Origin of the sequence: Plantactinospora sp. B24E8 (assembly GCF_039871735.1) — a bacterium.
In the GTDB taxonomy this organism is placed as follows: Bacteria; Actinomycetota; Actinomycetes; order Mycobacteriales; family Micromonosporaceae; genus Plantactinospora.
Genome location: NZ_JBDPMH010000003.1, coordinates 234,499 through 249,143 on the forward strand (window position 1 = coordinate 234,499; position 14,645 = coordinate 249,143).

The window sequence follows — 14,645 nt, forward strand, 5'->3', positions numbered from 1 at the left end:
GTACCCCGGACGGGTACCGGCCGCGCGGCTTTTCAGCGCCGCTGTCGGGGGGTCAGCCGACCGGCGGGTCGTCGTTCCAGGAGGCCCGGACCAGCGCCCGTTCGGTGGCGGCGAGCTGGGTGGCGGCGGCCACCCAGGCCCAGGCGTACCGGTCCGGATCGGCATCCACGACCCGGCCGAAGGCGTCCCGCCCCTGCCGCTCCGACTCGGCCACCAACGCGGTCGCCAGCTCGGCGGCCATCGGAAAACCGGACCGCCGCAACAGTCCGGCCAAACCCGAACCAGCGCTCCGGGCCGGGCCGGCGATCGCCTGCCGGCCACCCGCGACCGCCGACTCCACCAGCCGCCGGACCCGCCACAGCGGAGCGTCGCCCACCGGGTCCGGCCCGGAGCCACCGACCGGTGCGTCCGGGAGCACCGGCTGCGACGCCGGAAGATGCCCGTTCTGGAGTACGTCGTACCCGAGGTCGGCGTGGCCCTGCCAGTCGTCCGGCAGACGCAGGGTCGACTCGGCGCCCGGCACCGGGGCGACCGCCAGCGGCCGCAGCGTGCTGGCCCGCCCGGTGTCGAGCCGGGCCACCACCCGGATCCGCAGACCGGGCCGGGACGCCAGCCGGCGCAGGTTGGCCAGGTGCGCCAACGTCGGATGCGAGCTGACCGGCATCAGCCGGATCAGCGGGCCGGTGGCGCTACGCTCCACCGCTGCCACAGGCTGGTCCGATCCGGCTGCCCCCACCGTTGCCGAGAGTCCCGCCGACGTGGCCGTGGTCGCCGACGGCTCCGCGGTCGTGGCTGTCGTCACCGCAACCGGCGAGAGTTCCCGGGCCAGGAGGTGGTCGCCGTACCCGCCGATGACCACCAGGTCGGCGCCGACGAGCTGTTCGGGCCCGCCGACCGGGTCGTCGCCCGTACCCGCCTCGGCGGCGTTCAGCTGGGCGTTCACCACCTCGGCCAGCGGACGGGCGAAGAGCTGCCCCAGCGGGCCGGCCGACCAGCCCGGCCCGGTGACCGGGGTGGCCCGTACCCCACGACCGGAGCCGAGCCGCCCGTCCGGTGAGACCGTGGTGCCGGTGACCAGGAGACCGGCCCGGGCGAGCCGGGCATGGCTGACCCCGGCCGGGCCGAGGTCGACCGGAGCGGTGGCGACACTCAGCGCCCGTCCCGGCTCACCCGGCTGTACGTCGGAGACGGAGAACCACCGGCCCTCGTCGTCGAGCAGGTGAGTCACCACCCCGGCATAACCGGTGGCGCTGATCACCGGCTCGCGGCAGACCCCGTACACCCGGAGGTTTCCGCCGGGCCGGTAGCTGCGGCGGCTGATCCCGACCAGGCCGGGGTCGGTGGCACCGGCGGCGAGCCGGCCCGCGGTGAGCAGCAGGTCGTGCAGTTCCTGGACCAGGTCGGTGAGCCGGTGGTCGGCACGCCGGTCCCGTGCCGCCCGCAGGCCACGGACCACCCGCAACGCGGCAGCCTCCGCGCGGGGCAGCGCGGCGAGCCGGGCGCTGTGCGCGGCCCGGAGCAGCTCCGCCTGGAGCACCGCTCCCGAACCGGGTACGCCGGCGGCGAGCACCGCCGCCGCGGCCCGCCACAGTCCGGCCGCCGCCGCACGCTGGGCGGCGTTCGGGCCGGCACCGGTACGGGCCCGGGTCCGGGACGCGGCCCGACCGGTGCCGGTCGAGCCGACGTCAGCCGTACCGTCCTCGCCGGCGGCGCGGTCCTCGGCGCTGCGGTCCTCGGCGCCGCTGGTGGCGGTCGACGCCGGCGCCGCGACGGGGTCGGCCAACCGGCAGGCGGCGAGCGCCGCCGCGCGGTGCAGGCAGCGGGGGGCCAGCAGACAACTACACCGGACCTGGTCCGCCCCGGTGACCGTCCCGTTCGGCCCGGGTACGAGCAGCACCCGGGTTTCCGGCCCCCAGTCGACCAGGATCCCGTCCGGGCTGCCCTGGCGGGGCGCACCGCCGATCCGTTCGACAGCCGTGTCGAGCCGGCCGCGGAGCCGGGAAGGCAGCGCGTCCGTGACCGCCGCGACCAGCTCCGGTGCCACCGGCGGCAGGACGACCGGGTCGTGCTCCGCCGACCCGGCGGGCGGCGCGGATACCGTGGCTGTGCTCAATGGGTTCCTCCGCGGAGCCGGTCGCCCACCCAGCGGGCGAGTTCAAGCGGGCTGAGTGCGGCCACCGGCATGCCGGCCGCGACGAGCTGCTGGGCGATCGGCACCGAGTACCGCGGCACCCCGTGGTCGTCGAGCGCGGCGCAGCCGAGCAGGTGAACGCCGGAGGTGGCCAGCGAGCGCACCTCGCCGAGCAGGCCGGCGAGCGGGTAGCCCTCCTCGAAGTCGCTGACCACCACCACGATGGTGCGACTCGGCACGGTGACCAGCGAACGGGCGTGGGCCAACCCGGCGGCGATGTGCGTACCGCCGCCGACCCGGACCTCCAGCAGCAGCGACAGCGGGTCGGCAACCCGGTCCGACAGGTCGATCACCTCGGTCGAGAACGCGAGGAAGTGTGTCGACAGGGTCGGTACCCCACCCAGCACGGCGGCGGTCAGCGCCGACCACACCACCGAGGCCTCCATCGAACCGGAGACGTCGACGACAAGCACCAGCCGCCAGTCGGCCTGGCGGCGGGCGAGGGTGTTGAAGACCGGCCGTTCCGGGATCACCACCATGCGGCCGTCGTCCAGCCGCCGGGCGTGCGCGAGGTTGGCCCGCAGGGTCCGGTCCAGGTTGAGCCGGCCCGCCGGACGTCGGGTCGGTCGGGGCGTGGCCAGGCCGGTCAGCGCGGGCCGCAGTTGGGTGGCGAGCTGCCGGGTGAGTTCCTCGACCAGCCGCCGGACCAGCGGCCGGAGCCGGGCCAGCCGCTGCTCGGGAAGGCCACCGGCGAGGGAGAGAACCGTGGTCAGCAGCTCCACCGAGGGGCGTACCGAAGCCGGGTCGAGTTCGGTGAGCACGTCGGCCCGACCGGATTCCGCCGCCCGGGCCAGCACCTCCTCCCGGACCCCGGCCCCGAACAGTGCCTCCAGTTCCTCGGCCCACTCCCGGGCGGTCGGGAACGAGGCGCCCTGACCGCCGCCGGAGCCGCCGGTACCGCCACCGATTCCGGCCGCACCCTCGCCCCGGCCCGCGCCGTAGAGCTCGTCCAGGGCGTGGGCGTGCCGGCGGGCGTGTTCCGGCAGCAGGTCGGGTTCGCGGCCGAGCAGCAGCCGCCACCGGTCCGCCGGGCTGAACCGGCGTACGGCGGAACCGTCGGACCCCGTCGCCGGCTCGGCCGGACCGGTCGACTCGGCCACGACGGCGGAGTCGCCGGGGTCGGAGCCGGTCGACCCCGCGACGGTCGGGGTGGAGCCGGCCGCGGCCAGGGCGGGGACCGGGATGCCGAGGGCGGTGAGCGCCTCCCAGCCTGCCGTGTCGGCGCTGGCCCAGCGGGCCAGCAGGCCGGGCGGGGCGGCCAGGGTCAACTCGATCCGGTCACCGAGGCGTTCGGTGACCGTCTCCAGCAGTTGGTCCCGGGCGGCGGGGGAGAGGGCGTCGAAGCCGCCCCGCAACGCCGGCAACCGGTCGAGGAAGTCCCGGTCGGCGAGCTGCTCGACCCGGTCCAGCAGTGGGTCGAGCGCGACCGGGGCGGACTGCAGCAGCGGACCGGCGGCGGTGAGCAGACCACTGAGCAGCCGGTGCAGCCGACGGCGGGCGTCCGGGTTCGTGCCGGCGTCGACCCAGCCGGCGACCCGGACCCCGAGCACGTCGGGGCCGTCCAGGTCGAGCAGGACCCGGGCGGCGAGCGCGGCTCCCTGCACGATGGGTGCGCCGCTCCGCCCGAGCCGGTCCAGGGCGTCGTCGAGACGCAGACCGATCCGGTGTTCGCCGGCCCGGAGCGCGAGCGCGACGAGTGCGGCGGCATCCGCCGGATCGTCGCTGCCGGCGAGCCCGGGCAGCCCACGGATGGCGGCGTCCAACAGCACCACCGCCAGGTCGGCGGCCTGGCTCCGGCTCTCCACCGTGGTGCCCGGCAGGTGCTGTCGGCGCAACGCCTCCAGCAGGTCGAGCGCGGCGAGCAGTTCAGGCAACGTGGCGGCGGCCGGCAGGACGGTGACGGCCAGGGTGAGCCGGTCGGTGACCAGTTCCGGCAGGTCAGCCCGGGCGGCGTCCTCCAGGCCGGCGATGACCTGCGCACACGTCGGTCCACCCTCGGCAACCTGCTGACGGAACCGCTCCCGCAGCGTGCCGGTCGCGGCGAGGGCGGCGGTCACGCCCCGCACCCCGGCCAGGTCCAGCAGCGCGGCGATGGCGGGGTTCCAGGCGACCCGCCACCGGGTGCTGAGGGCGCTCCCGTCCCCGACCCCGGCGACCTCGACCGGCGTACCGTAGTGGATGCCGCAGATCCGGAGCCGGCGCAGCAGGGTCTCGCGCCGACCGTCGAGTGCGGAGCGGAGCGGGTCGAGCCGGAGCTCCCGGGGCGCCGGGTCGTCGGGGTGCGGCAGCCGGAGCGCGACGAGTTCCGCCTCGACCGACGGGCCGAGCCCGGAGCGGGGCGTGCCGGGCGCCAGCCGACCCCGGTCGGTGCCGACCAGGACGGACTCCAGCGCCCGGGCCAGGGCACGACCACGGCCGAGCAGTTCACCCTGCCCCAGCACGGTGGTCACCGCTTCCAACAGCTCGCCCCGACCGGGCGCCGGCAGGGCGCGCAGCCGGGCCAGGTCCTCGGCCATCCGCAGGGTCTCGGTGGCCTCCCCGGTGCCCGCCGGGTGCCCGGCGGAGCGCAGTGCCCGGCACAGTTCGGTGACCGCCCACGCCGCCGCCTGCCGGACCCGTTCCGGGTCGCCACCGGCGGTGAACACCGCCTGCTGCCAGCGCGGGTCGCGGATCCCGGCCGCGTAGCCGGAACGGGAGTCGAGCAGGTCGAAGGCGTACGCGACCAGGGACGTGGCGACCGTGCCGCCGTCGGTCGGGTCGACCGTCGGATCGGTCCGCGGGTCGACCGTGGCCGTGGTGCGGATCGTCGTACCGGTTGTCGAGGCGATGTCGGCGACCGGCGTCGGGCCGCCGTCCGTCGGGTGGCCCTTCGTCGGGTCGGTGGTGACCGGCTTGCCGTTCGCCGCGTCGACGGTGGCGGTGGCGGTGACGCCGGTCGGGGTGACCGGAGACGGCTCGACGAGAGCGGGGGCGTGGAAGGCGCCGACCACCGCGACGACCCGTCGCCCGCCGGACGCCGCCGCCGCGATCACCTCGCGCATGTGCCGCTCCCGGGCCAGATCCCGGGCCGGTACGCCGACGCCGGTCTCCGCGTCCTGACGCATCGCCCAGCCGACCCCCAGGGCGGCCCGGCGGACCGCCTCGGCGGAACAACCCGGTGCGCGTACCTCGACCGCCCGGTCCCACAGATCGTCATTGCCACGACCGGTGCCGCTGGCCGCCAGCGCGGCGGCGAAACCGGTCGCGGCCGGCCGCTCGTCCAGCGGAGCATCCGCCCGGCCGTCCACCGGCCCGTCTGTCGGGCCATCCACCGGCAGGGCCGGAGCGCCCGACCAGCCGGAGTCGGCCAGCGGCAGGTCACAGCAGCGCACCTCGACGCCGTGCTCCCGGGCCCAGCGGATCGCGGCCAGCTCGGGGGAGAAGTCGGCGAACGGATAGAAGCCGAGCGGACCGTCGCCGCGCACCCCGGCCAACGCGACCGGTGCCCGGGTGGCCGGATCGGCCAGGTACGGCAGCCACCGCTGGAAATCGCTCGGCAGCTCGACACAGAGCACGTCCGGTACGGCGGCGTCGAGCAGCGCCGGTACCACCGCCGCCAGGGCGGGACTGTGGTGGCGTACCCCGATCAGGTACGGCGTTGTCGACCCGGCGAGGGTGGCCAGCGACTCCCTCGGGTCGGCCGCTGCCGTGGTCGTCACCGAAGGGTGGGCCGGTGCGGTGGTCGCCATCACCGAAGGGTCGGCCGGTGCGGTGGTGGTCGTCACCGAAGGGTCTCCCGCAGGTCCCAGAGCCGCCGCCACATCGGCGAACCGGCCTCGGCCCGGCGACGTACCGGACCGTCCCAGTAGCCGACCAGCCGGCCGTGGTCAGCCTCGTCGTCCTTGCGGACCACCCCGAGCAGATGCCCGGGCAGCAGGTCGAGCGGATCTCCGGAGGAGAGGTACGCGGTGGCCAGGCCGAGCGCGGCGGCGACCTGCACCGCCTCGGCGGTGGACATCACGGTGCCCGGACGCTCCACGTCCCAGCCCTCCGCCGACCGGCCGGCCCGCAGATCCCGGAAGACGGTGACCAGGGCGTCGAGTACCGCGTCGTCGACCGCGTACCCGGCACCGGCCCGCTCGACGGCGGCGGTCGCCTGCCGGCGGACCAGCGCCATCTCGGTGGCCGCGTCGGCGATCGGCGGCACCGTCTCGAAGTTGAACCGCCGCTTCAGCGCGGCGGACATCTCCGACACGCCCCGGTCCCGCAGGTTTGCGGTGGCGATCACGCTGAACCCGGGCACCGCCGGGATCACCCCGGCCGGGGTGTCGGCGAGTTCGGGCACGTTGATCCGCCGGTCGGAGAGGATCGACACCAGCGCGTCCTGCACCTCCGGCAGACAGCGGGTGACCTCCTCGACCCGGGCCACCCGGCCGGTCCGCATCGCGGTGAGCACCGGCGACTCGACAAGCGCCTGCCGGGTCGGGCCCTGGGCGAGCAGCAGCGCGTAGTTCCAGCCGTACCGGAAGGCGTCCTCGGTGGTGCCGGCGGTGCCCTGCACGGTCAGCGCGCTGGTGCCGCAGATCGCCGCGGAGAGCAGCTCGGAGAGCATCGACTTGGCGGTACCCGGCTCGCCGACCAGCAGCAGGCCGCGCTCGCCGGCCAGGGTCACCACACAACGCTCGACCAGGGCCCGGTCCCCGACGAACTTCGCCGGTACGACCAGCGTGCCGGGCAGGTCGGTGCCGTCCGGGGCGGTCCGCCGGTCGGCTGGCAGGGTGAGCGGTTCACCGCCGCTGCCCTGGACGAAGGTGACCACGGCCCGGGGGGTCAGTGCCCAGCCCGGCGGTCGGGGCCCGTCGTCGTACGCGGCGAGGAAGGCCAACTCGGTGGCGTACCGGATCTCGGCGGGCAGGATCTGCCAGGCCGGGTCGGCGGTCGCCGGCCCGGCGGCGATCGGGGTGCTCGTGCTCTGTTCGGTCGTGGTCACCGCGGGTCCCTGGTCTCTTTCTGCTCGTGAATCGGGGCAGGCACTGCTCGTGATCTGGACAGGTTCTGGGTCTGTACGCAGGCTGGTGTCCGGTGTGGTGCGCGACCCTGCGGTCGCCGGGCCGGGCCGTCCGGGCGGGTCAGCGGCGACCCCGGGCAGGGTTGCGCAGTTCCTCGAGCCGGGGCATGTCCCCGTCGCGGAGCCGCTGCCAGGCCCGCCGGTACAGCTCCGCCGCCGGTCGCAGCGGAAGGTTGGTGTCGAACGGCGGACGCGGCTGGCCCGGGATCGTGAACAGCGGCTGCTTCCACTGCTCCATCGGCAGCCGTGGGCTGGGGTTGTCCAACCAGGGGCCGGGCAGGAAGAGCGAACGCCCGGCCCGGGCCCGGGTGGCGGAGACCACCAGGTCGGTGCCGCCGAGTTCGGCGCGGGCCGCCTTGAGCCGGGCCGGCTTCCACCCGGTCCACCGGGCCACGTTCCGGTCGGTCGGATCGGGCATCGCCAGCAGCATCAGGTACGTCGCGGCGGCGTCCGGGCCGAAACCGTGTGCGGCGGCGACCTCGGCGACCAGATCCGGCACCGAGCGGGTCGGATCCTGCGGCCACCAGGTGCCGTCCGGATCCCGGCCACCGGCGACCGGATCACCCGGGTCGACGGCCAGGGCGGCGAAGCCGGCGTCGCGGACCAGCCACAACGCCGCCTCGACCGGGAACATCTGCTGGGACCCGCCGCGCAACGCCGGCAGGAACGGGTCGGTGCCGGTCTCGTCGAGCAGAGCCACCAGAACACCCGGGTCGGGCCGGTTGTTGGCGGTCGCCAGGACGACGGCGCCGTACCGCTCCCAGCCGCTGCCGGTCTCGGTCGGACTGCCCGCCACCTGTCGGAAGGCGTCGAGCCAGACGTAGCGGCCGAGGTTCAACAGCAGGTCGGGGTTGGCCAGCCGGTCCCGGAGCGCGGCGAGCGCGGCGGGGAGCGCGGCACGGAACGGGTCACCGACGGCGGTGTGGTGGGCCACCCAGGCCGCGGTGGCGACCATGCCGACCAGGATCTCGGCGGTGAAGCCACGCGCCTGCTGGTCCACCGGCTCGACCCGGTTGTGTCGCACCGTCCAGGTCAGGTCGGTGCTCAGCTCCGGCGAGGCCGCCGGTTCGAGCAGCGCCGGCAGGGATTGCTGCGGCCCCCAGCCGACCTGGACCTCCTTCACCGCCTCGGCGAGCAGCAGCTCGGGGATGGCCGGCCGCCGTCCCAGCAGCGCGACCCAGACCTCCGCCGCCCGGGCCACGTCCGGGCCGTCCGTCCAGAGCCGCGCCGGATCGTCCGGGAGCAGGGCCGCGAGCACGGCCCGCCGGAAGTCGGGGGCGAGGGTGTGGAGCTGCCGGCGGGCGTACCCGACCTCGACGGTCTTGAGGTTCAGCAGCTTGCGGGTCTCGGCGTCGAGGGCGGCACCGGTGTCGACCAGCGGCAGCCCGGCGAGCAGCAGGGTGGCCACCGCCCGGGTGACGCCGGTGAGTTCGACAAACCGGTCGACCGCCGCCGGCTGCCACGGCAGCGGCCCGCGCGCGGCGTACTCGGCGAGGAAACGCGAGACCCAGCCCGCCGGCCGGTTGTCGCCGACCGACGCCGAGTCCAGGACGGTGTACGGCGCCGGCACCTCGAACGCCCCGGACGGGTCGTGGTACAGCGTGTGGAAGAGGTACCCCGGGGTGGCCGCCCCCGACTGCTGGTAGTTGTGGCAGGCGAGGAACGTGCCGGCGGCGACCGGCAGCACTGCCCGCCAGTGGCCGGCCCGGTTCTTGCCGTCGGGCCGCTTCAGGTGTTGGGCCGCGACGTGCAGGGTGAGCCGCCGCCACCGGGCCGGGTCGCCGACGGTGACCAGGTCGAGCGCGTCCAACTCGGCGAGCAGGGCACACAGGGCGTCCCGGTCCGGCTCCGGGGTGGTCGCGACGGCCGCCCGGTAGGCGAACGCCGCGCTGCCGGCGAGCGCGGCCGGCCAGTCCAGCACCGGGGTCGGCAGGGAGGTCCCGTCGAGGTGCAGTCGCGGCTGCGGATCCGGCGCTGTCGCGGCGATCGCCCGGCGCAGCGTACGGAACTGTTGGACTGTCGACTTCGCCGTCGCCGTGCTCAGGTGCCGGACGCCGAGCCCGTCCAGCGCGGCGGAGAGCTCCTGGTCGTCCGGGCCGGTGACCGGCTCCTCCCGGCTCCCCGCCGGTGCCGCCCGCAGCCGGTCGGTCAGACTGTCGAAGGTGTTCTGCCGGGCGATCGCGAACCGCAGTACGCCGAGCACCCCGGCCACCAGCGCCTCGTGGTTGAGTTGCGGAATGGCGGCGCGGACCAGGCCGGTCAGCTCGACGTCGGCGGCCTGGCGTTCCTCCGCCGTGAGCGGCTGGCGGGCCTTCTCCCGGGCCCGCCGGGTCGCCTCCTGTTCCAGGGCCGCCTTGACGAGCGCGGCCACCGTCTCCCGGTCGATCCGGCGCAGCGCGGCGGAACCCTCCGGGTCGCGGGCCCGCAGCTGGTGCCAGTAGGCCCGGGGCGGCATCGGCATCGTCGTCGGGGAGTAGGCCTTGCTCGACCCGAGCACCGCCGTGACCACCCCGTCCGGGTCGACCAGACTGTTGTCGGCGAGCAGCGCCCGGGGCCGGTCGTCGCCGGGCAGGGTCAGCGCGCCGACCGGCAGCCGGCGGTCGGGCACCGTGACCCGCCGGCCGGCCCGGTCCTCGCCGCGCGTCGACCCGTCCGGGAGCCGCACCACCCGCCAGCCGAGCAGCCCGTCGACCGGTACGCCGAGCGGAGACACCTGGGCCGACGGCGCGGGCCGCAGCCAGCTCGACCTGTCGAGGGAGCTCCCGGCCGGCGCGTCGGCGAGCGCGTCGGCGAGGAAGGCGGGCAGGCTCGCCCGGCCGTGCTCGCCGCTGACCGGGTCGTACTCGAGCCACCGGGCGCCCTGGGTGTCATGCCGGGCGATCCAGTACGACGTACCGTCGCTGAGCAAACTCCGCCCGCGCGGCACCTCGGTGTCGCCGACGTGCAGCACACCGGATCCGGTCGTGCGGCCGCCGCCGGCCAGCGGCAGGGTGACGGTGTCGTCCTGGCGCGGATCGCCCTGCATCGGCTGCGGATCGCGCACCGTGGACAGGTGCCAGTAACCGCGCAGCTCGTAGCTGTGCTGCTGGGAGTGCCAGTACACCAGCAGCTCCCCGTCCACGTAGTGGAACCCGGGGTCGCGCCAGGGGGAGTCGCCGGGCGGGATGCGCAGGTCGTGGCAGAGCAGCGTGCCGTCCGCGTCGATCACCCGGGCCCGGGTCGGCCCGGCGACCACCAGGTGCGGCCAGGCGTCCGCGACGATCCGCCGCTGGTAGGCACCGGGGCCGACGACGTCGTCGAGCGCCTCCTCCCACGCCGGCCACCCCAACTCGTCGAAGAGCCCGCCGCGCAGGGTGCGGACGACGTGGCCGACCAGATCCGGTCGGGTGGCGGCGGCGACCTCGTCCGGGGCCAGTGCCAGCGCCTCCCGGGGCAACGCCTTGAGCCGCTCGGCCGTGTCGTACAGGTCCGGCAGCGCCGCCGTCGCGTACCCCCGGGCCCACTCCCGGACCCGGCCGGCCAGCAGCGGCCGGCTGCCGGGCCGCTCGGCGAGCAGCCGGATGACAAGCCGGTTGTGTTCCTGCGGCTGACCGAGCCAGCGGATCAGCGCGACACGGTACCGCTCGTCGCCGGCGACTCCGGACAGGTCGCGCGGCTGTTTGCCCTCGGCCCAGGCGCGCAGGTCGACGCTTTTGTCGTCGGGACCGTCCAGCGGTATCCCCAGCGACAGCAGCAGGTCGATCAGGTCGAGATCGGGGACGAACCCGAGCGACGTCCGCGACGCGGTGAGTTCCCGGCGGACCTGGTCGGCGAGCCGGACGATCAGCGTGTCCAACTCGGGCAGCGGATCCGGCCTGCGGTAGCGGTGGGCGTACCGGGCGGTGAGGAAGCGCCCCAGCCAGCCGGCCGTCCCGTCCGCCGGGCGCTGGTCGGCGGGGAGTGTCGGATCGACGAGCCCCTCGACGGCGCCGGTCCGGGTGAGGACCTCCAGCCACTGCGGCAGCGCCTCGTCGTTGTCGCGGGGCATCAGGTTCAGCAGCGTGCCCCGCACACTCCGGTCGTGTTCGGCCAGTCGGACCAGGTCCGGCAGGTGCGCCTTCCACCAGGCGGTCGCCCCGAGCGTGGCGGGCAGGCTGATCAGGTCGGTCAGGTACGCCAATTCGCGCGCCTGGGCCCGGGCACGGTCGCCGGCCTTCTCGGCGTTGCGGACCAGCCGACGTACGGTGGTCGCGAGCGTCGCCGCCGGCACCAGTCCGGCCGCGACCCCGCGTACGGAGAGCCCGCAGAAGCGGTCCAGCGCCTCGCCGGCGGGCAGCCGTGCGGCGAGTTCCTTGGCGTATCCGGCGAGCGCGGTCGCGGAGAGCGCCCCGGCGAGCGCGAACTCCAGGTACACCTCGTCGAGCCGGTCCGGGTCGACGGGCAGCCCGTGTTCCGCCTCGGCCTTGCGGGCCCGGTTGAACAGCTGTCCCGCGTACGACTCCTCCTGCTCGGCGAGCAGGACCCGGCCGGCCTGTTCGTAGAAGGTGGGCAGGAAATGCGGTACGGACCGGGCCAGCCGGCCGGCGAGGGCGTGGTACGCCTCGACCGCCTGCTTCGGCTTGCTGCGTGCCTGGTCGGCGATGCGCCTGAGTTCCGGCACGATGGCCAGGGCCTGCCGGCCCTCCTCCGGATGGTGCACCAGCACCCACTCGGGGAACCCGAGTGACTGGCGTTGCCCGAGCCCGACCGGTACGGGTTCGTCGACCCGGCGCAGGCCGAGGAACTCGGCGGTGGCGTCCTCCCCGGTGCCCAGGTCGGCGGCGACCAGCCGGACCACCGGCCGGTCGTCCAGCACCGGATGCCGGTAGGTGCGGGCGGTCAGCGGCACCGTCAGCTTGTCGGCTGTCCCGTCGGCCGGACCGTCGTCCGTTCCGCCGGCCGGACCGTTGCCCGTTCCGTCGGCCGGAGCGTCGTCCGTTCCGTCGGCCGGACCGTTGCCCGTCCCACCGGCCGGACCGTTCGGCAGCGGTAGCACCGCGCCGGCCGCCAGCAGTTCCTCCAGCTCAGTCGCCACCGGGGTCACGCACCCTTCTCCGCATCGGCCGGTTGGCCGCCGGTCAGTGCCGCGGCCATCCGGATCCCCTCCGACCAGGCCACCGGACCGACCTCCGGTAGCGGTAACTGCCGGCCGTCCCGCAACCGCCAGGAGAGACCGCCCATGGTCCAGTCCGACCAGTAGTCCCCGTCCAGCCAGGCGGTCGCCTCGACCGTGCGCCCCGCCTCGTGGACCCGGCAGGTGACGACCGAGCCGGACACCTGGCAACCGAGCGAGGTCGCCCTGGCGACCAGCGCGCTCCGGGAACCCAGCTTGGCCCCGCGGAAGTCCGACACCTCGGTCGCCCGCTCGCCGACCTGCGCCGGCTTCGGCCAGACCGTCCGCAGGAGCTGGTCGACCCGCTGGGTCAGGTTCAGCTCCAGCGCGAACTCCCGCAGGTCCGCCAGGTACGGCAGCAGCACCGGATGCGGCAGCCGTACCGTCTCCGCCGACAGTCGCCGGCTCTCCCCGTCGAGGTCGACGACCCCCAGCAGGCCATCTGTGCTGACGTCGCGCAGGAAGCCGGGCACCGTCGGGTCGTCACCGAGTACGACCAGGTCGCGCAGTGCCTCCTGCCAGGCGGGATCGGGCCAGACCCGGGCGAGCAACACGGTGGGCACCGGAACCGACGACACCATCCAGGAGTCGACCCGGGCGCGGCACGCGACCGTGTGTCGGTCGAGCCATTCGGTGAGTTGACGCAGCCGATCCACCTCGGGGTGGTCCCGCAGCACCTTGGGCAGGGACTTCAGCGGGCGGCCGGAACCCCTGCGGGCGGCCGACCGGGCGACGACCCTGCCCTCGATCAGCGAAACCTCGTACGCCTCGCCCGCCGACAGCCAACCCACCGGTAGACCCCTCCGTCACTGGTGATCTCCGCACCGCCGCCGGCCGTGCGCCAGACGGGCAGGGTACGACGGTGCGGAGCGTGGAAAGCCCCCCGGCCCGGCCGGGAACGCGTGGAACGTTAGTCAGCGGCACCGACAAAACCGGGTCGCGCCCGGGGCAGAGTACCGGGGTCGGCCGATGTCGGGGATCCCGACGTGCCAGTGTGGACACCGGGGGTGCGGCAAAGGCGTGCGGGCCGACTGTCGCGTCGGTCAGCGGTCGACGGTGGCCGGGGTGGCGTGCCCGGTCACCGGCGTGGCCGACCCGCGCCGTGACAGCCTGACGAGGATCAGGGCCAGGGCGATCCCGGCGCCGGTCAGGCCGGCGGTCGCGAAACCCCACGACGGGCCGGCGACGTCGATCACCGCACCGGCCAGTGGGGAGCCCAGCGCAATCCCGGTGGTCAGCGCCGAGTTGTGCAGTCCCATCGCCTCACCCCGGACCGCGGCCGGGGCGAGCCGGCTCACCGCGTCGGCGGAGGCCGCCAGGGACGGGGCGCAGAGCAGACCGGCCGGTAACAACGCCAGTGTGAGTCCCCACCACTGGCCGCCGCCGAGGCCGACCGGCACGGTGGCCAGACCGAGCAGCAGGGTCAGGTACAGCGCCGACGGCGGTCGGCGTACCGCGCCGTACGCGAAACCGCCGACCAGGGAGGAGGCGCCCCACATCGCCAGCACCAACCCGGTCCAGGCGACCTGGCCGGAGTCCCGCAGCACCGCCACCACGGCGACGTCGGTGCCGGCCAGCACCAGTGTGGTGGCGGCGGTGGCGGCCAGCAGCCCGAGCAGTCGGGGGGTCAGCCACTCCCGGCGGGCGGGCGGACGGCCGGGCGTGACCGGCTCGTCCCCGGCCCGGACCGGCGGGTCGAGGACAAGGAGCGCCACCCCGGCGAGCACCAGGCCGGTGCCGACGGCGACCAGGGCGGCCCGGGGCGACACCGAGGTGACCAGCAGCACCGCCAACGCCGGACCGGCCATGTAGGACAGTTCGACCGCCATCGAGTCCAACGCGTACGCCGGTCGGCGGTGCGCCTCCGGGACGAGCGCGGCGAGCGACTGCCGGACGACCCCGAACACCGGCAGGTTGACCAGGCCGCCGAGCAGGGCGGTGCCGAGCAGCACCGGATACGACATCGACTGTGCGGTGATCCAGAAGACGCCGGTGCCGAGGGTGGCCAGGATCAGCATCGTCCGCAGTCCGCGCCGGTCGACCAGCCGCCCCAGCAGCGGGGCGCCGACCGTACTGCCGACGGTCAGCGCCGCCCCCACCAGGCCGGCCGCGCCGTAACCTCGGTGGAGGTGGAGCACGACGTACAGGGTGAGGGTCACCGCGGTCATGGTGGCCGGGATCCGGGCCACCAGGGCGACCAGCACCAGGGAACGGACACCGGGCAGCGCGAGCGCTGTCCGGTAAGGGGCTAGATTCATTGGGCTCCGTACCTCCGG

At 75.3% G+C, this 14,645-nt stretch carries 6 protein-coding genes; all 6 read right to left on the reverse strand.

Annotated features, from left to right (window positions below; translation table 11 throughout):
- Nucleotides 1-52: 52 nt before the first annotated feature.
- Complete coding sequence (locus tag ABGB21_RS07240; protein ID WP_347676947.1) at nucleotides 53-2,113, reverse strand: hypothetical protein; 2,061 nt, start codon at nucleotides 2,111-2,113, stop codon at nucleotides 53-55.
- Nucleotides 2,110-5,955 carry a DUF5682 family protein gene (locus tag ABGB21_RS07245; protein ID WP_347676949.1) on the reverse strand — a complete coding sequence of 1,282 codons (3,846 nt, stop codon included), beginning with the start codon at nucleotides 5,953-5,955 and terminating at the stop codon, nucleotides 2,110-2,112. The genes ABGB21_RS07240 and ABGB21_RS07245 overlap by 4 nt, the downstream gene beginning before the upstream one ends.
- Nucleotides 5,952-7,160, reverse strand: a complete 1,209-nt coding sequence (locus ABGB21_RS07250; protein WP_347676951.1) for an AAA family ATPase — start codon at nucleotides 7,158-7,160, stop codon at nucleotides 5,952-5,954. The genes ABGB21_RS07245 and ABGB21_RS07250 overlap by 4 nt, the downstream gene beginning before the upstream one ends.
- A gap of 139 nt (nucleotides 7,161-7,299) precedes the next feature.
- Entirely contained in the window at nucleotides 7,300-12,291 is a 4,992-nt protein-coding gene (locus tag ABGB21_RS07255; protein ID WP_347676953.1) for a hypothetical protein, read from the reverse strand.
- A gap of 5 nt (nucleotides 12,292-12,296) precedes the next feature.
- Nucleotides 12,297-13,160 (reverse strand): DUF4132 domain-containing protein, encoded by an 864-nt coding sequence (locus tag ABGB21_RS07260; protein WP_347676955.1) that lies wholly within the window; start codon nucleotides 13,158-13,160, stop codon nucleotides 12,297-12,299.
- A gap of 252 nt (nucleotides 13,161-13,412) precedes the next feature.
- Entirely contained in the window at nucleotides 13,413-14,627 is a 1,215-nt protein-coding gene (locus ABGB21_RS07265; protein ID WP_347655396.1) for an MFS transporter, read from the reverse strand.
- Nucleotides 14,628-14,645: the final 18 nt, after the last annotated feature.

What these genes read in the sequence shown, in the direction of transcription:
- ABGB21_RS07265 (WP_347655396.1), bottom strand. Translation starts at nt 14,627, where the DNA reads ATGAATCTAGCCCCTTACCGGACAGCGCTCGCGCTGCCCGGTGTCCGT.